Raw genomic sequence first — 22,426 nt, forward strand, 5'->3', positions numbered from 1 at the left:
GTGAACGATGAGATACGAAGCATGGTCGATTGTGAATGAGGAAATGGATCAGGCAAAGCGGCAGAGCCGGGATGCGCTGTTTACCATTGGCAACGGGTACTTTGGTATCCGTGGATTTTTTGAAGAGGATGGCAGGGGGATCTCTGCCCTGGGAGGAATCTATTCGGCGGGAGTCTTTGGGAAAGGAAGCTATGCGGCCTGGGAAGGGGACAGCCGGGAGCTGTGTAATCTGCCCAATGTACTGCGGGCCAGGATTAAGATAAACGGCCGGCCGGCAGAGGGGCCGGGGGAAAACGGTCTGCAGGAAAGCGGGGAGGCGGGCTTCTTTCAGAAACTCGATATGAAGCAGGGGATTTATGAGAGAAGGTATCCTTACACGGAGGAAGGTGCAAAAGCTGCCCTCGCCTTCCGGCGCTTCGCAGTCATGGATGAACGATGGAAAAACGTGATTGGCCAGGAAATCGAGATCCGGGCGGAGGAAGATGGGCTGGAGCTGGAGGTGGAAGCTGCGATCGACGGGCGGGTGACAAATTTAAATCTGGAAAGCTGTGAGCCGTTGCCGGTCCAGCCGGGGAGAAATCACATCACAAGATGGAAGACCGGGGAACAGAGCCTGCATGTCATGCTGGATTATAAAGAGACGGAAATCCATATATGTCAGAGGGCCAGGGCGTTTGCGGCCGGGAGAGAGCTTACGGGAAGTCTTACCAACGGGGAGGCGGAGGCGGGAATCCTGTTTCGATGCCGCCTGGAAAAGGGGGAGAGCTTCCGTCTGGAAAAAATGATTCGTGTGACGACGGGGAAGGAGAGCTGCCCGCAGGCCGAACTGCCCGGTTATCATGAGGCGGAGGAGGCTCACAGAGAGGCGTGGGCGAAGAAATGGATTCTGTCAGACATAAGGGTTGGCCAGGCGGAGAATCCCGATGCCTTAAAGGACCAGGCGGTTCTTCGCTATAATCTGTTCCAGCTGATGGCTGTCTGTCCGGAACATACGGACCGTTTAAGCATCGGAGCGCGCGGCTTAAGCGGAGAGATGTATGAGGGCTGTGTCTTCTGGGATAATGAGATCTTCAAGCTTCCGTTTTTTATCTATACCAATCCGGGAGCGGCGGCGGGGCTGCTTAAGTTCCGCTATCATACGCTTGACGCGGCCAGGCGCCATGCAGGGCGCAACTGGTTTGACGGGGCCATGTATCCCTGGCAGGCCAGTGAGGATGGTGTGGAGCAGACTCCATACAACGTGGGGGCGTTTTATGCCGTTCATATCGTTTCAGATATTGCACACGCGGTTCTGGAGTACGGCCGGGTGACGGGAGACCGGGAATTCTACGAGCGGTATGGAATGGAGATTCTGATCGAGACGGCCCGTTTTTTCGCCAGCAGATGCGATTGGAACGGGGAAGAAGGCGTTTATGAGATCCGGGCGGTCCGCGGACCGAATGAGTACGACGTCTATGTGAATAACAACGCTTACACCAATTTATCGGCTGCTGAAAATCTGATGGCTGCTTACCGGGCGGTAAGGGAACGGGAGGAGGAGGCTGAAAAGCGATTTTCCATCAGGCCGGGAGAGGCGGAGCAGTGGAAGAAAATCGCCGAAGGGCTGAAACTTCCATACTGTAAAGAACGGGATCTCTATGAAGAGGATGATGCGTATTTCAAACGACGGGAGTTGGATATGAAGCGGGCGAAGCCCACCGGAAAGAGAATCATTGATTCGACACTTCCATATGAGGCGCTGCCGCTCTATCAGGTGACGAAGCAGGCGGATGTGGTGCTGATGATGGCCATGTATCCATCCAGATTTACGAATAAGCAGAAGCGGACGGCCTATGATTTCTATGAGCCGAGAACGGCACACGACAGTTCTTTAAGCTATGCGCCCCACAGTATTCTGGCGGCGCAGATTGGAAGGACAGACGAGGCTTACCGGTATTTTTGCCGTTCGGCATGTCTGGACATCGAGGATACGCAGTTAAATACGGTCAGCGGGCTTCATTTTGCAAATTTTGGAGGTACATGGCAGGCGGTTTACTTCGGGTTCGCGGGCGTCCGCTTCGAGAATGGCGCTCTGATGATCGACCCGCATCTGCCGGTGCAGTGGAGCGGTTTGGAGATTGCCGGTTCCTTCGGGGGTGTGACGGCCCGCATTGAGATTACCGGAACCCGGGTGACGGTGAAGCGGATTGGAGAAGAATGCGGAGAAGAGGGCGGTGAAGCAGACGGCGGCGGGAAGAAACTGCCGGGAAGCCGGAGTACGGCCGGTGCCAGACTGAACATGTGGATAGAAGGAAAACAAGCGGTTCTTGAGGAGAATCAGGATATGATAACGGTGGAACGAGGAGGAGAAAATCATGTGGCCGCAGGCTGTAATTTTTGATTTGGATGGGGTCCTGACTGATACGGCTGCGTGCCACTATGAGGCGTGGAAGCAGATGGCACAGCGGGAAAACCTGTATTTTGACCGGGCCATGAACCAACAGCTGAAAGGCGTAAGCCGAATGCATTCTCTGGAAATCATCCTTCGGGAAAATGGAAGGGAAGGAGCGTATACTCCGGAGAGGATGGCCTTTCTGGCCGGCTGGAAGAATGAAGCGTATCAAAGACTTCTGAAAGATTTGACCCGCCGGGATATCCTGCCGGGAATAGCTGCATTTTTAGATCAGCTTCAGAATGCGGGAATTAAGATGGCGGTGGCATCTGCCAGTGAGAATGCGGATACGGTGCTGGAGCGTCTCGAAATACGGAACAGGTTTGACTATGTGGCGAGGGCAAAGGAAATAAAGAGGGGAAAGCCTGATCCGGAGATATTTCTTACATGCGCCGGACATCTGGGGATTTTGCCAAAACAGTGTGTGGGAATCGAGGATGCCCAGGCAGGGATCGAAGCAATTAAGGCGGGGAGAATGTTCGCGGTGGGGATCGGAGTGGAGGTCCGGACGGTACGGCCGGATCTGGAGCTTACGTCGACCGCAGAACTGACACTGGAACGAATTGTAAGAGGAGGAAGAGATGAATAGGAAAACGTATTGGAAAGGGCTGGTTTTGGGGGCGGCAGCCATGGTATTATCATGCGGAACGCCGGGGATGGCCAGCCGGGCGGCGGACACGGTAACGTTAACCGGGGATAAAATGAATGTGGAAATGGATATGGGATTTCCCCGGGTGATTGAATACAAATGGAACGATGGAGACAAGGTATTCTACGGACAGCCGAGAGAACTGACGAAGGTAAGGATCAACGGAATCGACTATGAACCGGCTGTCACCGGAAGGCCGGATCAGAGCGGAAAGACCATGGAATATGAACTGGATTTTTCCGGGACGGAGCTTGACGGCGTCACCATAACCATGGCATTTACGCTGGACGGTAGTGTTCTTACGATGGAAGCGACGGAAATCAGCGATCCGCAGGAAAAAGTCAGGTATTTAGAATTCCCGGATCAGGGGCTGCTCTCGGTCCGCGGCGATCAGGCGGGGGGAGAGGTAGTCTATAATGACAATTTCGTCAATGGAGACCATTTTTATAAGGCGTCGGAAAAACCGGCGGATGCATCGAGGAAAAAGGTAGGACACGTGTTTTTTAACACGGAGGAGCTGGCGGCAACGCTGGAATCCGATATGACCTGCCAGTATAATTATCTGCAGACCAGGGATCTGGATGGGGTGAAGGAGACATCGGTTTCCAACATTGATTTCATGTACCGCGGCCCGGACGGTTCTGTCACGAATCTGCCCTGGTGTAAAATCACCATTACAGACGACTGCAACGGAGACGGTGTGGTAAACTGGCAGGACGGCGCCGTCGCTTACCGGAAGATCATGGATCCCATGATTGGAGAAAATCTGGGACGGCAGACCATAGCGGTCAATATCCTGTTAAATTACTGGGGCCGACTGCCGTGGACATGGGAGAACGGGCTTGACTATGTGAAGCGCCAGGCACTGGCCACGGATTCATTTCCGCAGATTATGCTGGTAAAAGGCTCTCACCGCCAGTATGGTGACGGGTGGCCATCCTATGGGGATACCAACCCCATGCTGGGGGGAAATGATCAGTTCCGCTGGCTTATCGAGGAGGCGGCAAAGTATAATATTACCGTGGGAAGCCACACCAATTCCGTGGAGGCGTATCCGGAATCCCCGTTCTATGAGGAGACTCCGAAATACAACGGAGGTGTGTGGGACTTCGTAGACCGCGGCGGCACTGCGGTGGATGATATCGAATATTGGGAGAGCGGCCTGCTGGACAGCCGCTACGAGGCGCATAAAAATGAATTCCCTGATATGAAATTCCAGTATCTGGATGTTTCCGCGGCGAGATGGGACAGAAAAGAAGACAGGTGGACGACCTATAAGACGCTGCAGAAATTCAAAGAGATGGACTGGACGTATTTCACGGAGATGTATAAGGGCTATGTGGAATATACGCTCAATGACACCACTACCGCGGCCTTAAGCCCCAAGTACGTTACCTGGTGCCATACGTATTATTACGGGGAAGAGAACGGCGGAGGCAATCACGGAAATTCCGATATTCGCCGTTTTATCATCAATGACCAGGCGATCTATGAGGCCGGGACGGATTACTCCCAGGAGGTACTGGGACCCGGGTATCAGAAGACATACGGATTTTTGGGCTGGTCGGAATCTCAGAAAACGGTGGACGGCATGGTGGCAGAATTCTGGCAGCACACCCTGGCTGATACGTATTTAAAGAATTTCCCCCTTCTGTCCATTCGGGAAGCAGCGGACGGCGTCGGCAGAACCGCTGAATTTGAGGGCGGAGTAAAATCTGAGTTTGACGGTTCTAAGCGGACGATATCCAGAAATGGAATCGTGTTTGCAGAGCTCAATGACAGCAGACAGGATATTTTTATGCCATGGGATCCGGAACAGGAAGAAAAAATCTATACATACCGGAGTACGGGCGGAAGCCGTCAGTGGGAACTGCCGGACAGCTGGAAGGGATTAAGCAGTCTCTGGCTGTACCGCATGGACGAAACCAATGGAAAAGTATTGGTGAAAGAGGTTCCGGTTACAGAAGGCAGGGTGGCTATTGAGTATGAGGCGGGCTGCGGCTACGTCCTTTACAGAGAAGCCGTATCAGAGAAGGAAGTGGTATGGGGAGACGGCCTGCCGGTTAAGGATGGCAATTTTAACAGCAACAGTTTCCGGTATTGGTTTCCGGAGAACTCATCACAGGCGGAGATCCGCAAGGATGACGGCAGCGGCAACTATTATCTGGCAGTGGCTGGAGAAAGCAGAGTAACACAGCACATTACCGGTCTGGAGCAGGGCCGCGGTTACGTGGTTTCCGCTATGGTGAAAACGAGCGGAAAACGGCCCGGAATGCTGGAAATCGACTGCGGAGGCGTCAAAAAGAGCCAGTATTCTGCCGATTACGATACGAAGACGGTTATGGGAAATGCGTTTGACAACTGGAGCCAGATCCGTGTCTATTTTACGGCTGACAGCGGGGAAGCCGACGTTTCTCTGGCCGGTTTGAGCGGAAGCGGAGCAGTTTACTTTGATGATATCCGTATCTATGAGGAGGAAGATCCTAATGGAGCGGAAGGCCACGAGTATTTTGAAAATTTCGAGACCAGTCATTCCATGGGACCGTTTGTCCATGAAAATGGGGAGATGGCAAGACTTGCGTATTCAAATAACGGTGTCAATGAAGCCGTAACCCTGGAGGGCTCCATGAGCCTCTTAATGGGAGGCCGGAATGCCAGCAAAATCAAGACACAGCCGGGAACCTTAAGGTTTAAGCCCGACACGGGATACGATCTTTCTTTCCTTTACAAGTCCAGCTGCGGGCCGGCCAATGGCTGGAAGTATACGATTCTTTCGGAGAGTACGGGAGAAGTGCTGGTCAACCGGTATTTAAAAGGTTATGAGGGACAGGTGAAGGAAGAGAAAATCTCATTCCGAACAGGAGCTGCCGATGATTATATCCTGATCTTTGAAAATAAGTTTGCGATTACGGGAAATCAGGCAGATGTGACATTTGACAACCTGACTCTGGATCTCAATGATTCTGTCACGGAAAATCCGCCTCTTGACCCGGACAGGAAAGAGGAGGAACGGGTCTTTGCGGAGGCAGAGAGCTGTAAGTTAAGCGGAACGGCAAAAATCGTGTCAGACAGTAAGGCGTCAGGAAAGAAGGCTGTTCTGTTTGAGGGAGAAGAGGCGTCTCTGGAAGCAGAATATATGAACGGCGGAAACCGCCTGACCGTCTGCTATAAGAATCCGGGAGAGAGGAGCCAGAGCCTCACACTGACCATCAATGGCCAGGAGATTCAGACCATTGATTTTGAGCCGTGCGATGAGTATAAAACTCTGGAAGCGGAGACCGAGATTCCAAATGCGGGGACCATTCTCCTGGAAGGAAACGGTGTTGACGGGCTGTATCTCGACTATCTGTCAATTACACCCTGCTACGAGGCGGAAGCAGCGGAACGGAGCGGTTATACGGGGACAATCAGTGATGAGGGTGCCTCAGGCGGAAGCTTTGTCTGGATTAATGATTCGGGAAATCAGAATTCCGGACTGACTTTCAATATTAAGAGTGATGCCACTCATATCACGATCTGCCATGCCAATGAGAAGCAGACGAACCGCTATCTGGATATTTACGTAAATGGAAAACCGGTCATGGAAGGCGTTGTATTTGAACCGACAGGCGACCGTTTTACATTTGCGGAGGTGGAACTGCAGATTGCGCTGAAGAAGGGAGACCGGCTGTCCTTAAGAGCCCCGGCGGGAGAATCCGAAGTCGCCATGATTGATTACGTATCTACAAGAATTGATGCAGACATGGTATTAAGCGGTATCACCATCGAACCGGAGACGCTGCAGTTTGTCGGGCAGGCGAAGGAAGTGCTGGAAGCAGTGGTGGAACCGGAGCATGCAGCTGCAGGTGATCTCGTGTGGAGCAGCAGGGATGAAAAGGTAGCGCGCGTGGAAGACGGCGTGGTGATCCCAACCGGAATCGGAACGACCACGGTCAGGGTGACAGCCAGGGACAGCGATATCAGCGATACGTGCAGAGTCACGGTGTCAGCTTTGCCGGCAGAACTTGAATTCCAGGCGGAAGACGGGGAGGCAGGTATCAACGGATACGTGGCAGGAACTACGAAGAGTGCGGCAGGCGAGACGCTGATATGGCTTAATTCCAAAAACTGGAGTACCGGCGAAACGCAGGAAGCTTACTGGTCCTATACGGTGGAGCACGACGCGGACGGACTGATTCTGCGCTATGCCAACCAGCTTTCTAAAGAACGCTGCCTGAACATCAGCGTCAACGGTGAAATTGTCGTGGAAAACATGATGTTTGGAAACACGGGAGACGGTATCGTCTGTGCGGAACGGCCGGTTGCCCTGGAACTGAAGGAGGGCGATGAGCTTCGGTTTGAGGCTCCTTTAGGAGAATCGGATGTGGTCATGATTGACAGCTTCCGTCTGGTTGTCGCCATGGATAAGGAAGAACTGGTAAAACTGGAGGAAGAGGCGTCTTCCCTGAAAACAGAGGGCTGTACGGAGGAGAGCCGAAAGGCCTTTGAGAAAGCCATGGAAGAGGCCAGAAACGTATTAGAGTCGAAAAAGATTGACGCAGACGTGGAGGGAGCCGCAGAGAGACTTAAGGAGGCCATGGAAGGCCTTAAGAAAGAACCGGATTTCTCGGAGACGGGAAAGATCATCTCCTTCATCCGTGAACTGCTGGAACAGATCAATTCTCCGGACAGCGGTCTCGCAGAGGATGAAGAGGCAGCCAGAAGAGAAGTGAAAAAGGCAGTTGCAGCGGTGGCTACCGCTTCCAATGCGGAACTGGTCTCTAAGGGATTCCTGGAGGTAGAGGAGGAGCTGGAAGAACGGTATCAGGAGTATTTTGAACATGTCCTGGATACGGAAGCAGAGATGCCTGAAGCTCTGGAGGGCGTGATGGACACTTCCATGAGTGTGGTGGGAGCCGCGCTGAGCGTTCCATCGAAGACTGCAAGTCCTTCCAACGCGGTGCTTCAGTGGAAGAAGTCTTCCGCAGCCATCCCGGACACCGTAACGGTAAATGGAAAAACTGTGAAGCTGGATAAAAAGAACGCGGTTGTAACGGAAGCCGCATTACAGATCAGAACGGAGGAGGGAAAACGAATTAAAAACTCTGCGGCGCCGCTGGCCCCTGTTATGATAACCATGGCACTGCCCCAGGGACTGGACGCGGGGCGGGAAATATACGTTCTGTACTGGAAAAACGGTTCCCCGAAGGTTTTGGAGACAGAACTTGAGGATGAAATGCTGACAGTGGTGCTGACGGATATGGGACATCTGGCGTTTGTGAATGAAGCGGCGGATGAAGACGAAGACGGAAGCGGAGACGAAGGTGGAAGCGGAGATGAAGGCGGAAGCGGAGATGAAGGTGGAAGCGGAGATGAAGGCGGAAGCGGAGATGAAGGCGATACCGGAGACGGAGGCGGCTCCGGCAGCCACGGCGGAAGTACGGGAGGTTCCGGCAGTGGAAGCGGCTCCTCCAGAAAAGTAGTCAGAGCATCAGAGAATACAATCTACGGCCAGTGGAAACAGGATCAGTACGGCTGGTGGTTTTCCAAATATTCGGGCGGATATGCCAGAAACCAGTGGGGAAAGATTAACGGCCAATGGTATTATTTCAACGATAATGGCTATATGGAGACTGGCTGGATTTTCTTAAATGGCAGCTGGTATCTGCTGGGCAGTTCGGGAGCCATGGTGAGCGAAGCCTGGTTCCTGGATAATGGCAGCTGGTACTATTTGAAGGAAGATGGCAGCATGCTGGCAAATCAGTGGCTGTATTATAAGGACAGCTGGTATTACTTTGATCAGACGGGAAGTATGGTAAAAGATGGGATCACTTATCAGGGAAAAGACTATCGGTTTGATGAGAATGGTAAGTGTGTAAATCCATAAAAGGGGTTTCGACAGTAGTTTGTAAGATGTAAGGATAGAGACGGCAGGCAGGATGTACGCATGATGTGTATGGTCCTGCCTGTTGTAACGCCCTGGCTTAAGGCGCATTGATCACGAAAACGTAAAATGCCCCACAACACCAATCAAAGTCCCTAAAACAACGGACATGACAATCATCGGAGGCGCGGAAGTTTTATCATCCTTTGCCGCAAGTATGACAACCGGAATGGCAAGCACCAGATTGATCACGCCGCCCTTAAGCCACCATGCCATACCGAAGAGCTCCGTGTTAAATATGATAAATGGAGCGATAAGATAATGGACAAACGCGGATATCTCCGAATATTTGTCGAGTTTCATTTTGATCATGGGCAGTACGTCAATTACTCCGGCCGCAATGCCGATCAGCAGAGTCAGTAAAAGTTCTTTCAATTTTAATCCCTCTTCCTTTATTTTGATTATTTATGCTGTTTCAAATTCACCTCCTGTAAAGTTAGACAACAGAGATGTACGTGTGTGACAGGAAAATAAAATATTTTACAGGGTTGCGTCCCATAGAGAATAAAGAGTATACTTAGTAAAATACATCGAAGTAAAAATATGATACGGAGGTTCTATGTACAGTCAATTTATCAATTATTTAAAGGAAAAACCGGCTCTCTACGCGCCAAGCTCGGCCCCGTTCTGGGATGATGAACATATTTCGAAGCATATGCTGAAGGCTCACCTCGACCCGGAGCTGGATGCGGCTTCCAGGCGCCATGGCTTCATCGAACAGTCGGCGGAATGGATCGCACAGTATTGTAATGTCAGGCCCGGAATGAGACTGCTGGATTTGGGGTGTGGTCCCGGGCTCTACGCAGAAAAATTCAGCAGGCTGGGCTTTTCCGTTACGGGCCTCGATTTTTCCAGGCGCTCCATCAAGTACGCCATGGAACATGCGGAAGCGGAGAAGCTTCCTGTCGAATATGAAAACCGGAACTATCTGGATATGGATTACCAGGACGTTTTTGATGCGGCTGTTCTTATTTACTGTGATTTTGGCGTGCTTCCTCCGGAGAACAGAAAGGTACTACTGCAAAAAATATATAAAGCCTTAAAGAATAATGGAATATTCATTGTGGATGGAGATTCCATGAAATATGGTACGAAATTGAAAGAAATGAAATCCGTGGAGTATCTGGATCAGGGCTTTTGGTCGGGAGAACCCCATGTATGTATTCAGCGCAATTATCAGTATCCGGAAACGAATAATTACGTCGAACAGTACGTGATCGTTACGGACGATGCATGTCAGTGTTATAATAACTGGAATCAGCTTTTTACCGCGGAGTCACTGGAGAGAGAACTGCGGGAAGCCGGCTTTGAAACGGTTACGTTTTTTGACGATGTGTGTGGAAGGCCGTTCACAGGGGAATCGGATACGATCTGCGCAGTATCGGCAAAACGCTTGTAAAAAGAAAGCACAGAAGAACCATTTAAGCTTTGGTTCCCTGTGCTTTTTCCATTTTATTGTCTGTATACGGAGAGGTTTTTCCAGGCCGGTCAGCTCCGGGACGGCATCCCATAACCTTTTTATATGCCCGGTAAAAGGTGGAGTAGTCTCCGAATCCTGTCTTATTGGCCGCATCGGAGGCCGTAAAACCATTGAGCATCAGCTGCCTGGCCATGACGACGCGCTTGTAGATTAAGTAATCCATGACAGTGGTGCCGGTGGCCTTTTTGAATGCGCGGTTCATATAGTATTTGCTTATGAAAAAGCGGCTGGATAAGTCGTCGAGAGTGACCGGCTCTGTTAAGTGTTCATTTAAATAACGGATCATGTCTGTAATTGTGCCGGAGGCGCTGCTGTCAGGTGTAGAGGGGCGCAGAGTCTGGCACATCAGGGAAATTTCGGCCAGGAGCGCTTCTAAAAACATGGCATAGTAGGAACTGCTTAAGGCATCGGGCTGTTTTTGAGACCAGATGAGGTGCTCAAAATAGGCATAGAGCCCATAGTCCTCTGTCTTTTCGTAAAACACCTCGCCGGGCCCGCTCTTCTTATTTCCCGGAAATGACGACAGCAGAAGGACGCGCCGCTCCGCGATGACGGATTCCGGCGAGAAATGAACCGAACAGCGGACATAGTCCGTCGTAGAATTTACCCTCACTCCGTGAAAAACGTAGGGAGAAAGCAGAATCAGGCTGTGAGGAGTCAGATGGTATTCTCTTCCCTCCACCACATAATCGGCGTCGCCTTTCACAAAGTAATAGATTTCATAGCAGGAATGGTAATGCACTTCAAAGGTATCGCTTTTTATATGGCTGGTGGTAAAATTTACTTTTCCCGACACAGGGGCCGGGGCAGATTCATAAATCATGGGCAGTTCCTCCGTAATGTGAACCGTAAGCAGTGGTATGACCAGCAGGCAGCAGTCAGCTGTTTCTATTGTATATCATGGAGGGCTATATTTGCAAACTTTATTTCATCATTACCAATCCATTTTTTGCATGAAGAGCGCTATGATAGAGACAACAGGAAAGAAATACAGGAGGTAAGAATTTATGAAGACAGGAGCACAGCTTTATACAGTCAGGCTGTTTACACAGACAGTGCCGGATTTTCAGGAGACAATGAGACGGGTAGCGGAAATCGGTTACAGAACAGTACAACTGTCTGCAATCGGCGGCGCGGTTACTCCGCAGATTGCCCGGGAGACAGCCGACGAGACGGGACTTGAAATTGTGCTGACCCACAGCGATTTAAACAGAATATTAACGGATACGGAACAGCTGATCCGCGATCATGAGACAATGGGGTGTAAGTACATCGGAATCGGATCGATGCCGGAGAAATACAGAAATCCCGACTGGATTAAACGGTTTGCGGCCGATTTTAAGGAGCCGGCCCGTATGATAAAGGATGCGGGAATGCGTCTCATGTACCACAACCATGCGTTTGAATTCGAGAAAACTGACGGCCGATATTTGCTGGATTACTTATTGGACGACTTTGCGCCGGATGAACTGGGAATTACGCTGGACACTTACTGGGTGCAGACTGCGGGCGGGGATGTATGCCAGTGGATCGAGCGTCTGGCAGACCGGATTCCATGTGTCCATTTAAAGGACAGAGGGATTGTGAACGGCCAGGAGGTTATGGCCCCTGTAATGGAAGGAAATATGAATTTTTCTGCCATTTTAAAAGCTCTGGAAAAAACGGACTGCGAGTATGCCCTGGTGGAGCAGGACACGTGCCAGGAGAATCCGTTTGTATGTCTGGAAAAGAGCTGGAGAAATCTCACAGAGCTGGGGTACCGGTAGATATTAACAGAGGCTGGATGATAAAAATGCAGTAAAGGAGACAGAAAGGAAATCAGCATGAGTAAAGTGAGACTTGGAATTATCGGAATCGGAAACATGGGAAGCGGCCATGTGGAGAGTATTTTAGGTGGAAAAGTGCCGGAGATCGAGCTGGCGGCGGTTGCCGATCTGCGGGAAGTAAGACGTCAGTGGGCCAGGGAAACGGTACCGGAAACCGTAAAGATTTTTGAGACAGCGGAGGAGCTGCTGGACGACAGTGATCTGGATGCCGTGCTTGTAGCGGTTCCCCATTACGATCATCCCAGGTATGTGATCCAGGCTTTATGGAGAGGCTTCCACGTCATGTGTGAGAAGCCGGCAGGAGTCTACACGAAGCAGGTTCGGGAGATGAACGAGGAGGCAAACAAACACGATCTGGTATTCGGCATGATGTTCAATCAGAGAACGAACCATATCTACCGGAAGATGCATGAACTTGTGACCGGAGGACAGTATGGGGCGGTCAAACGGGTCAACTGGATTATCACTGACTGGTACCGGACGCAGGCCTACTATAATTCGGGCGGCTGGCGCGCTACCTGGGAGGGAGAGGGCGGAGGCGTCCTTTTAAACCAGTGTCCCCATAACCTGGATCTGATCCAGTGGATCTGTGGTATGCCAAAGACGGTTCAGGCGTTCTGCCGCGAAGGCAAATGGCACGACATCGAGGTGGAGGACGATGTAACCGCGTATCTGGAGTTTCCGAACGGAGCGACCGGTGTCTTTGTGACGACTACGGGGGATGCGCCGGGAACCAACCGGTTTGAGGTGGATTTGGAAAAGGCGAAGATCGTCTGCGAAAATGAAGAGATCAAGGTTTACGAGCTGGATGTCAATGAGCGGGAGTACTGCTATACCGCTGTGGAGGGCTTTAAGAAGCCTGAGGGAAGATGGATCGACGTGGAGACAGACGGGGAAAATCTTCAGCATGTGGGAGTCTTAAGGGCCTTTGCAGGAGCCATTTTAAGAGGAGAGCCGCTGATTGCGGGCGGAGAGGAAGGAATCAACGGGTTAACGCTTTCCAATGCCATGCATTTATCCAGCTGGCTGAAGCGCCCGGTGGAGATTCCGTTCGATGAGGAATTATTTCTGGAGGAGCTGAATAAGAAGAGGGCCGGTTCCAGAAAGAAGGAGAAAGTGGAAGAGGTGACCTTTAATACGAAAGGGACGTATTAGAAAGACAATTTAAAAAATAAGCGGGATAAAAAGGAGCGTCAATGAAAAGTGCGATCATCGGCTGCGGCAGTATTGCCGCGGTACACGCAAAATCAATCACAGGGCTGGGCGGCTGTGAACTGACCGCTGTGGCGGATGTGATACCGGAGCGGGCAGAGGCCATGGCCCGGGAATACGGTGCGGTTCCCTACACAGACTGGGGGACCATGCTGGAAAAAGAGGAGATTGATGTCGTCCATATCTGCACACCCCATTATCTGCATACTCCCATGGCGGAGGCTTCGTTAAGAATGGGCATTCATACCTTTATGGAAAAGCCGCCGGTTATCAGCCGGGAACAGTGGGAAAAGCTGAAACAGGCGGAGAAGGCCGCTAAAGACGGTGCAAAATTGGGCGTCTGCTTTCAGAATCGGTTTAATCCCAGCGTGGCGGCGGTGAAAGAGCGGATTACAGCCGGCGAATTCGGGAAGATTCTGGGCGCCAGAGGCCTGGTGACGTGGTGCAGAGGTGAAAAGTACTATACGGAAAGCGGCTGGAGAGGGACGAAGGAAAAAGAAGGCGGCGGGGCTCTGATCAACCAGTCTGTCCATACACTCGATCTGATCCAGTATCTGATTGGGAAAAAGCCGGTCTTCATGGAAGCCAATGTCTCCAATCATCATCTGAAGGGAATCATTGAAGTGGAGGACACCATGGAGGCCTACATTTCCTATGGCGAACAGACCGCCTGCTTTTATGCGACAACCGGCTATGTGGCTGATGTACCGCCGATGATAGAGATGGAGTGCGAAAAGGCCAGGGTCCGGATCGAGGACCTGCGGGTGACTGTCATGACCGCGGATGGTCAGACTCAGACGGTCGATTATTCAGGAAGTGAACATTTGGGGAAAAGTTACTGGGGATCCGGTCATATGGACTGTATCCGCAGCTTTTACGAAAGTATAGAACAGGACCGGCCATTTTCGGTGGGCTTAAAACAGATTGAAGATACAGTAGAGCTGATGCTTACGGCTTATGAGACTGCAGGGAGGGCGCAGACATGTTAAAGAATTGCAGAATTTCAGGATTTGCGGATGAGATCAACAGGGATTTTGATGTGCAGATGGCGGTGTTGAAGGAGTTAGGACAGAAATACGTGGAGCTTCGAAGCGCCGATGGAACCGGCGTAGCGGATTTGACCTGTGAGACGGCCGCGGAACTGGGGGAACGGATGGCGGCCGCGGGAGTGTCCGTCTCATCTGTAGGATCTCCCATAGGAAAAATCATGATTACCGATGATTTCGAGCCGCATTTCGAAGTGTTCCGCCATGTTGTGGAGCTGGCGAAGCTCTGGTCGGTGCCTAATATCCGTATGTTCAGCTTTTTCATGCCAGAAGGAGAGGCGCCGGAAAAGTACAGAGAAGAGGTGTTTTCCAGGATAAAACGTATGGTGGACTACGCAGCAGAACAGGATGTGGTTCTTCTCCATGAAAATGAAAAAGAGATCTACGGCGATGCCGCCGGCAGATGCTTAGAGCTGATGAAGGCATTTTACGGGGATCATTTTAAATGTGTCTTTGATTTTGCTAATTTTGTCCAGTGCGGCCAGGATACGATGGAGGCCTATGAGATGCTGAAGCCTTATATCGCCTATATCCACATTAAGGATGCGGTGAAAGGGAGCGGTGAGGTTGTGCTCCCGGGAGACGGGGACGGTTGTGTGAAGGAGATTCTGACCATGCTGGACGGCGCAGGCTATCAGGGATATTTGAGCCTGGAACCACATCTTGTATCCTTTGACGGGCTGGAAAAACTGGAAAAGGGAGCGAAAGAGCGAAGAGAGCAGGACGGAATCGCGGCTTATAAGAAAGCTTATGGAAGGCTGGCAGAGCTTCTGGATGAATAAGTCCGGTGTTTTCCATGACTGGCTGTGATCGCTTAAAAGGGTGCAAATGCCAAAAACAAGCTTAACGGCAGTGGCGGGCGGACTGTATATCTGGCAGCTGTTTTGAAAAACCACATGATCAATTCGAAAAATCCTTTATTTTGTAGAATTGTCAGGGAATTTATAGTATACTCATAGGAAAGCAATAGCTTACAAAAGGAGAACTATGATAAAAGAGACGTGGAATGAGATTGTGCAGAATCAGGATGTCCGGCAGAATTTAAGTAAATTAAGGCAGGAGATGAAAGAGGGCAGAGGCAGGGAAGCCGCATGTTCCTGCATTTCAGGAGAAGAAGAGAAGCTGATTTTGTTATTGGAGAGTGAGGACGCCAAGATTAGAAAGAACGCGGCGCTGCTCATGGGAGACTTAGGTAACCAGGAGTATTTAGAACCCGTTTTGAAGGCATACCGGTCAGAGGAGCAGCTGTTTGTGAAGAGCTCCTATTTAAACGCGGTTAAGAAGTTTGACTATGGGGAGCATCTGGCATTTTTTAAAAAACGGCTGGACGAACTGGCGAAGATCAAGCTGACTCCGGAGACCGAGAAGCATATTACGGAGGAAATCCGTGAATTATCGTCCATGATCATCAGCAGAGAAGGTGTTCTGCTGCATCCGTTCTGCGGGTGGGAGGAGACCTTCGATATTGTGCTCTTAACCAACCGCAATTTCCAGGAGATTACCAGGGAGGAGCTGCGGAAACTGGAGCCTCATGCGAAGACTAAGGTGTTCGGGGCAGGTGTGATGGCCAGAGTGGAGAATTTAAACTGGCTGGAGGAGATCAGGACGTATCAGGAGCTTTTGTTCGCTGTAAAGGGGCTCCCGTCCTGTCCCATGGATGCAGAAAAAGCGGCGGAAATGATTGTAAAATCCGATCTCTTCAAGTTCCTGGCCAGAAGTCACGAGGGAAATCCCCCGTACTACTTCCGGGTAGAATTAAAATGTAAGATGGATCACAGCAAGAAGAGTGCCTTTACGCGCCGCCTTTCCTCCAAAATCGAAAAGCTGTCCGGCAGGAAGCTGATTAATACCACATCCAATTACGAGTTCGAGATACGGCTTATCGAAAACAAAGAGGGAAGCTGCAATGTGCTGATTAAGCTGTTTACCTTGAAAGATGAACGCTTTTCATACCGGAAGGAAGTAATCCCAACCAGTATCAAGGCGGTAAATGCGGCTCTGACCGTTAAGCTGGCACAGCCTTATATGAAAGAGGGGGCGCAGGTGCTGGACCCGTTCTGCGGCGTGGGAACCATGCTGATCGAGCGCCACAAGGCGGTAAAGGCCGGTACGATGTACGGACTGGATATTCTGGAGGAAGCCATTGAAAAAGCACGGGAAAATACCGCGGCGGCAGGCCAGATTATTCACTATATCAATCGGGATTTCTTTGACTTTAAACACGAGTATCTGTTTGATGAGATTATTACGAATATGCCGTTTAAAATTGGCAGAAAGACGGAGGAGGAGATCGAGAACCTGTACGAAGCGTTTTTCTCTTCCGCGAAGAAGGTTTTAAAGGATGATGGAATCATGATTCTGTATTCCCATAACGCGGGTCATGTGAAGAAGATGGCGCCGGCCAACGGGTTTACAGTGAGTGAGACATTTGAGATTTCTTTAAAAGAAGGAACTTATGTATTTGTCCTGAATTGGAGACAGTAGAAGCCGGGGGCGGCGTATAGATGGATATCGGCGGGGATTTGGTGCTGCTTATAGCATCAAATCTCCGTTTCTTATGGGTGTAAATGGCGATCCTGTCTGACTGAAAATTTTTCCATTTCTGCTGACGGTTCATGAAAATCATGATATACTGGCTTTAAAAATCAACCATTGGTTGTTATTCTGAAAAAATGCGCAGCTCAACCGCTGGTTGCTTGATTTTTGGGGTGAAATGAGGATATCTTAAAGTTGTACAGCGCAGAAAACCGCGGTGAAATGAGACGCTGAGACGGAAGGAGAACAGTATGCCACAGGATTCAGAAAAATATATGTCAGAGGATCAGTCCGGCACGGATATAGAGAAAAATGCAGACAGAAAGATATTTATCCCTGGTGCCATGGGGGAGAGAATTACTTATTTAAGAAAACGCAAAAAAATGACACAGGCGCAGCTTGCGGAACAACTGGGAATCTCTGCGCAGGCCGTTAGTAAATGGGAGTCAGGGCTTTCCTGCCCGGATATTATGACACTGGTTCCGCTGTCACAGGTACTGGGAGTGAGCACGGATGAACTTCTGGGCGTTCAGGGCGGCATGGGTGCCGGCGGATTTGAGGCATCCGGTACAATGGAAGCAGGAGAACACGCAGAATCGAATACGGAACCTATTACAGAATCGAATGCAGAAGCGAAGGGGACGGCGGATGGTTCTCCAATCCGGGAACCGAACAGATTCCAGAGCCTGCTGGTGGTTCCGGCTGCTGAGGATAGGACCCGCGCTATCCGTGAATTTACCGTTAGTGCCGGAGCCTGTGCCGCAGTGATTCAATACGGCAGTGATTTCGGCCTGGAGACGGAGGGGTATCAGGACGGTGAAATCATCAGTGAGGTATCGGATGGAACCTGGACGGTACGTGACATTGCAGATAAAAATATACTGCGGATCGGAAGGAACACACTTTCAAAGAGAAAGATGATTCTTACCATTCCGAAGGGGTATCATTTTGATTCTGTCAATCTTAATATCGGTGCGGGAACGCTGACCGGAGCGGGTATTATTACGGAATCGTGTGTTTTAAGTGTGGGGGCGGGCCAGGTCACCATGAAGAATTTTTTCAGCAATGGTTCAAAGATTACGTGTGGAATGGGTGAGATTGTGGTCCGGGGCGGACTGTACGGAAAATGTGCCGTGGACTGCGGCATGGGCGCTGTCCGGTTATACTTAAGAGAGCCGGAGCACTATGGTTACAGAACTTCCGTGGGAATGGGGGAGGTCAGAATCGGAGATAACAGACTGAGCGGAATCGGCGGAAGCCAGACGATGAACGCGGGGGATTCCAATTTTTATAAGGTTTCATGCAGTATGGGGATGGTCAGTGTAGTATTTACAGAGGGAAATGAATAGGATCCGGATAATCAGATGAAGAAACTATAACGGATCAGGGGAACCGGCATCATCGAAACGGCAGACAGTCCGTGGTCTCGATGATGCCGGTTTTCATTGCCTTTGGTGATTCCGTAAAGTATAATAGAAAAAACGATACAGATTTGATTGGTGCAGTCTGTCGGGGAAGAAATATAAGGAGAGGGAGAGGGCGCATGACAATATTGGTGATCAACAGCGGCAGTTCGTCGCTGAAATTCCAGGTTATAGATCCGGAGACCGAGGAAGTGCTTGCGAAGGGGGTATGTGAGCGGATCGGGATAGATGGAATATTCACATACAGGACGCATACGGGCATTTCCCTGAAGGAATCGGTTCCGATGGAGAATCATACACAGGCGGTCCATACGCTTTTAGATATGCTGGCAGATGCGGAAAAGGGTGTCTTAAAGGATTTTCAGGAAATCAGCGTCATTGGCCACCGTCTGGTTCATGGCGGAGAGAAGTTCACCGGTTCCGTGGTGATTAATGACGAGGTAATTGAGGCCATGACGGAGTGCAACGATCTCGCTCCGCTTCATAATCCGGCAAATTTAGTGGGGGTGGAAGCGTGCCGCAGACTGATGCCGGACACTCTGATGGTAGGTGTGTTTGATACGGCGTTTAATCAGACTATGGAGCCGAAGGCCTTTCTCTACGGCCTTCCTTACCGGTACTACGAGAAGTACAAAATACGCCGTTACGGATTCCACGGAATCAGCCATAGATATGTTTCCAGAAGAGCGGCTGAATTTATGAGACAGGATCCGAAGCGGGTGAAGACGATTGTCTGTCATTTGGGAAATGGAGCCAGTATCTGCGCGGTAAAATATGGACAGGTCGTGGACAATTCCATGGGATTTACTCCGTTGGAGGGGCTCGTCATGGGAACCAGATGCGGGGACGTAGATCCGGGAGCCCTGGAATTTCTGGCCAAAAAGGAACATCTGGATTTTCCCCAGGTGATGGCAATTTTAAATCAGGAATCAGGAGTTCTCGGTATTTCCAAGAATTTTTCCAGTGATTTCCGGGAACTGAAGGACGCGGAGGTCAAATATAATGACCACGCGGCACTTGCGCGCGAGATATTTTCCTATAAAGTCGCAAAGTACATCGGCAGCTACGCGGCCGCCATGAATGGAGTGGATAATATTGTATTCACTGCGGGCGTCGGTGAAAATGATTCCGATATCCGTATGGAGATATGCAGCTATTTGGAATACCTGGGAATCACCATAGATGAGGTGAGCAACAGAGACCAGGCGGAGGCGTTCCGGATTTCAGAGTGGACATCGAAGGTCAATGTGCTGGTCATTAAGACGAACGAAGAACTGGAGATTGCCAGGGAGGCGGCTGAGGTGGCGCGGAATTGCTGATAGAAGAAAGGAAGAATAACAGTTAACAGCTCTAGGGCAGATTGATATGCTCTAGGCTGTTTTTTTATGTAATAGGAAAGTGCTCCTATTACATAAAAAGCCCTCCGGGCAGGAGGCGGACTCTTTATTCTTTGGTAATATATGGATAATAATATGGCTGCCATTAATAATTATAATTTCTCTGTATCAGAATTAATTGAGCAGGTTATTGAAAAAAGCTGGAGTTATACAGGAAATAAACAGTGAAGTTATATAAATATGCACAGATAAAGCATATTTACACAAATAAGCCGTCATGGTGTTCCGTACACTTATATAGTATATTTTTATAGAAAGGAAAATTAAACTATTTGGACTGTTGGTGGAAAATAATATTCTATATAATGAAATCAGGGAGTGAAAAATATGAAGATAGCAAGGGATATTCTCATCGCCTTCCAGCTTTTATCAGATAATATGGGATGTCTGACTGTACATCAGCTTTCTCAGGTTATGAGAGTTTCGAGGACGCAGGCAAAACAAATAATAGAGGACTGTATTTATTGGCTGGAGAAAAGGGGGGTGGTGCTTAAGGATGAAAGGGAGAAAAGGACTGTGTCCGTTCCACCTGAAGGGCTGGAGCAATTGAGGGAATTGTTAAAAAATATTTCAGAAAAAGAGTATTATTATTCGTTTTTTGAAAGAAGAAAGTATATTGTTTTTAAACTTCTCACAAACCATTTTATCACGAATTACCAAATCTGTGAGATGTTTGAAATCAGTCGGAATACCTGTATTGCGGATATGACTGCGATCAGCCGGTTTCTGAAAAACAATGGGTTTCAGTTAAGGATTACGTCGAATAAAAAAGGGTATATGCTGGCAGGGAAAGAGTCGGAAATTCGAAGGCTGATTCCTTATTACATATCTCTGATCCCCATCTTTTCATCAGAAGAAGATGCACCTTTGTATCATATAGACGAAGAAATTCTCTTCCATTTATATGGTTTTGATGACGTACAGATTAGAAAACGGGCTGACAGACTGGAGACGGCATCAAAAGAACTGGGACATAAGCTGTCGCTTCAGTCGGCGGTAAATATTTCCCTGGCTGTGGAACTGATTGCCCGGAGAATCAGACAGGGGCATTATGTAGAGCGAGGGGCAGTCAGTAAAGAGAGCAGAGAGGCATATACCAGAAACTGCATTGAATATCTGATCTTAAAGTCGGGGATCTGGCAGGAAATAAAAACTGCTTCTAAAACCGCATCAGCAGAGGTGGACGACTGGAAAGAGATCCTGACAATGGAGAAGGAACTGCTCTCCCAAACGATTGTATGCATGGGAAGTGTCCAGGAAGATAATTTGGAACAGTTTGTGATGCATGAGACTTCACTGGAGCAGTTTGCTGAGGAGATTATCACTGAATTTGAAGAGCGAATAGGACTTGGATGTACACAGAAGGAGGTGGTGATCGAAAAATTAAGCCAGTCTTTAAGCGGTGTACTGCTGCGTATGAGCTGTGGATTTCAGATTTATGATCCATTCGTAGAGACGATCAGGAGCAATTATAAATACATTTTTGATGTTACGCGAAAGATGAATACGATCAGGGGACTGCAGGAGGCGGAAATATCGGAGAACGGAGCTGCCTATATAACCGCGCAGCTCATCGGTTGGTTTATCCAGGGGGAAGAGGCAAAACAGAAGCAGAAGATACCACTGGTGGGGATCGTCTGTGCCAATAATATCGGGATAGGGGCTCTCGTGGAAAAACAGATACAGAGTACGTTCTCCGGTGTGAGAACCATACTGATTCCTTCCTATGAAATTAATTACTGGACCTTCTATAACAAGCTGGATTTGCTTGTGGCGCCGATGCTTTTAAAGATTGATGAGAACATTCCCTGCGTGCGGGTGAATCCTTTTCTGACGGCACAGGACAAGGGAAATATCAGCAGGATGCTGGCGGAAAAAGGGGATCGGGCGGCTGATTCAACAAAAATTCTTTTGAAGGAAACCATGTATATTTTGAAGGATTTTCTTCCGTCAGGACAGAGGGATGAAGCAGGAATTAGACTGGAACAGCTTTATAACAGCGGTGATTACGAAATCATATTTAAAGGAGCAAAAAACTATATGTTGAAAGATCTTTTGACGGCGGACAGAATACAGTTTACGGATGACAAACTTGACTGGAGGGAGGCGATCCGACTGGCGTCAGCCCCGCTTATTGAAGATGGAAGCATTACACAGAACTATGTGCGGGCTATGATTGATTCGATTGAGACGACAGGGCCTTATATTGTTTTAACACCGGGAGTAGCCCTGCCACATGCCCGACCTTCGGAAGGAGCGAAAAAACTGGCAATGGCCATGCTGTGCTCCAGGGAAAGAATTTATTTTAACGAAGAAAAATATGCCAATCTTTTAATTATTCTGTCAAGTGTAGACGGACACAGCCACATTAACGCGCTGGTTCATTTGTCCAATATGTTCGGGGAGGAAGAGACTTTAGAGAAATTCATGGAGGCGCAGACAGTGGAAGAAGTGGTGGAACTGATTCACCGATACGAAACGGATTAAAGCACAAAGGAGGGAT

14 protein-coding genes are annotated in these 22,426 nt (G+C 49.6%); 12 read left to right on the plus strand and 2 right to left on the minus strand.

Annotation, left to right across the window (positions count from 1 at the left end; genetic code table 11):
- Positions 1–7: 7 nt before the first annotated feature.
- The 3 genes from NE473_RS10960 to NE473_RS10970 are packed head-to-tail and all read left to right on the plus strand — an operon-like array spanning position 8 to position 8,946.
- A complete protein-coding gene (locus tag NE473_RS10960) occupies positions 8–2,380 on the plus strand; it encodes a glycosyl hydrolase family 65 domain-containing protein (protein ID WP_055649694.1) in 2,373 nt (790 codons plus the stop codon).
- Entirely contained in the window at positions 2,355–3,020 is a 666-nt protein-coding gene (gene pgmB / locus NE473_RS10965) for a beta-phosphoglucomutase (RefSeq protein WP_055649695.1), read from the plus strand. The genes NE473_RS10960 and pgmB overlap by 26 nt, the downstream gene beginning before the upstream one ends.
- Positions 3,013–8,946 carry an endo-alpha-N-acetylgalactosaminidase family protein gene (locus NE473_RS10970; protein WP_055649696.1) on the plus strand — a complete coding sequence of 1,978 codons (5,934 nt, stop codon included), beginning with the start codon at positions 3,013–3,015 and terminating at the stop codon, positions 8,944–8,946. The genes pgmB and NE473_RS10970 overlap by 8 nt, the downstream gene beginning before the upstream one ends.
- Before the next feature lie 111 nt (positions 8,947–9,057).
- On the opposite strand, the gene NE473_RS10975 is transcribed toward NE473_RS10970, so the two are convergent.
- Positions 9,058–9,378, minus strand: coding sequence for a hypothetical protein (locus tag NE473_RS10975; RefSeq protein WP_256265232.1), 321 nt, complete (start codon positions 9,376–9,378; stop codon positions 9,058–9,060).
- Positions 9,379–9,562: 184 nt separating this feature from the next.
- Between NE473_RS10975 and NE473_RS10980 the strand changes: the two genes are divergently transcribed.
- Positions 9,563–10,402 carry an SAM-dependent methyltransferase gene (locus NE473_RS10980; RefSeq protein ID WP_256265233.1) on the plus strand — a complete coding sequence of 280 codons (840 nt, stop codon included), beginning with the start codon at positions 9,563–9,565 and terminating at the stop codon, positions 10,400–10,402.
- 22 nt (positions 10,403–10,424) lie between these two features.
- Here the strand turns inward: NE473_RS10980 and NE473_RS10985 are convergent, their stop codons facing one another.
- Entirely contained in the window at positions 10,425–11,306 is an 882-nt protein-coding gene (locus tag NE473_RS10985; RefSeq protein WP_256265234.1) for a helix-turn-helix domain-containing protein, read from the minus strand.
- A gap of 184 nt (positions 11,307–11,490) precedes the next feature.
- Between NE473_RS10985 and NE473_RS10990 the strand changes: the two genes are divergently transcribed.
- The 8 genes from NE473_RS10990 (at position 11,491) to NE473_RS11025 (ending at position 22,410) form a co-directional block, all read left to right on the plus strand.
- Positions 11,491–12,249 (plus strand): sugar phosphate isomerase/epimerase family protein, encoded by a 759-nt coding sequence (locus NE473_RS10990; RefSeq protein WP_006774686.1) that lies wholly within the window; start codon positions 11,491–11,493, stop codon positions 12,247–12,249.
- Between the two features lie 57 nt (positions 12,250–12,306).
- The gene (locus tag NE473_RS10995; protein WP_256265235.1) at positions 12,307–13,464 is read left to right on the plus strand and encodes a Gfo/Idh/MocA family protein; all 1,158 of its coding nucleotides are present in this window, start codon (positions 12,307–12,309) and stop codon (positions 13,462–13,464) included.
- Between the two features lie 41 nt (positions 13,465–13,505).
- The gene (locus NE473_RS11000; protein WP_256265236.1) at positions 13,506–14,510 is read left to right on the plus strand and encodes a Gfo/Idh/MocA family protein; all 1,005 of its coding nucleotides are present in this window, start codon (positions 13,506–13,508) and stop codon (positions 14,508–14,510) included.
- Positions 14,504–15,349 carry a sugar phosphate isomerase/epimerase family protein gene (locus NE473_RS11005; protein ID WP_256154469.1) on the plus strand — a complete coding sequence of 282 codons (846 nt, stop codon included), beginning with the start codon at positions 14,504–14,506 and terminating at the stop codon, positions 15,347–15,349. The genes NE473_RS11000 and NE473_RS11005 overlap by 7 nt, the downstream gene beginning before the upstream one ends.
- A 205-nt stretch (positions 15,350–15,554) precedes the next feature.
- Positions 15,555–17,051, plus strand: a complete 1,497-nt coding sequence (locus NE473_RS11010; RefSeq protein WP_256265237.1) for a TRM11 family SAM-dependent methyltransferase — start codon at positions 15,555–15,557, stop codon at positions 17,049–17,051.
- A 302-nt stretch (positions 17,052–17,353) separates the two neighbouring features.
- A complete protein-coding gene (locus NE473_RS11015) occupies positions 17,354–18,451 on the plus strand; it encodes a helix-turn-helix domain-containing protein (protein ID WP_256265238.1) in 1,098 nt (365 codons plus the stop codon).
- Positions 18,452–18,645: 194 nt separating this feature from the next.
- Positions 18,646–19,845 carry an acetate/propionate family kinase gene (locus tag NE473_RS11020; protein ID WP_138312039.1) on the plus strand — a complete coding sequence of 400 codons (1,200 nt, stop codon included), beginning with the start codon at positions 18,646–18,648 and terminating at the stop codon, positions 19,843–19,845.
- A 405-nt stretch (positions 19,846–20,250) separates the two neighbouring features.
- Complete coding sequence (locus NE473_RS11025) at positions 20,251–22,410, plus strand: BglG family transcription antiterminator (RefSeq protein ID WP_055649707.1); 2,160 nt, start codon at positions 20,251–20,253, stop codon at positions 22,408–22,410.
- The last annotated feature ends 16 nt before the right edge of the window (positions 22,411–22,426 follow it).

The organism is Hungatella sp. SL.1.14, assembly GCF_024460495.1.
Lineage (GTDB): Bacteria > Bacillota > Clostridia > Lachnospirales > Lachnospiraceae > Hungatella > Hungatella hathewayi.

Coding starts and splice junctions, on each gene's coding strand:
- NE473_RS10960 (WP_055649694.1), top strand. CDS start 8: ATGAGATACGAAGCATGGTCGATTGTGAATGAGGAAATGGATCAGGCA.
- pgmB (WP_055649695.1), top strand. CDS start 2,355: ATGTGGCCGCAGGCTGTAATTTTTGATTTGGATGGGGTCCTGACTGAT.
- NE473_RS10970 (WP_055649696.1), top strand. CDS start 3,013: ATGAATAGGAAAACGTATTGGAAAGGGCTGGTTTTGGGGGCGGCAGCC.
- NE473_RS10980 (WP_256265233.1), top strand. CDS start 9,563: ATGTACAGTCAATTTATCAATTATTTAAAGGAAAAACCGGCTCTCTAC.
- NE473_RS10985 (WP_256265234.1), bottom strand. CDS start 11,306: ATGATTTATGAATCTGCCCCGGCCCCTGTGTCGGGAAAAGTAAATTTT.
- NE473_RS10990 (WP_006774686.1), top strand. CDS start 11,491: ATGAAGACAGGAGCACAGCTTTATACAGTCAGGCTGTTTACACAGACA.
- NE473_RS10995 (WP_256265235.1), top strand. CDS start 12,307: ATGAGTAAAGTGAGACTTGGAATTATCGGAATCGGAAACATGGGAAGC.
- NE473_RS11000 (WP_256265236.1), top strand. CDS start 13,506: ATGAAAAGTGCGATCATCGGCTGCGGCAGTATTGCCGCGGTACACGCA.
- NE473_RS11005 (WP_256154469.1), top strand. CDS start 14,504: ATGTTAAAGAATTGCAGAATTTCAGGATTTGCGGATGAGATCAACAGG.
- NE473_RS11010 (WP_256265237.1), top strand. CDS start 15,555: ATGATAAAAGAGACGTGGAATGAGATTGTGCAGAATCAGGATGTCCGG.
- NE473_RS11015 (WP_256265238.1), top strand. CDS start 17,354: ATGCCACAGGATTCAGAAAAATATATGTCAGAGGATCAGTCCGGCACG.
- NE473_RS11020 (WP_138312039.1), top strand. CDS start 18,646: ATGACAATATTGGTGATCAACAGCGGCAGTTCGTCGCTGAAATTCCAG.
- NE473_RS11025 (WP_055649707.1), top strand. CDS start 20,251: ATGAAGATAGCAAGGGATATTCTCATCGCCTTCCAGCTTTTATCAGAT.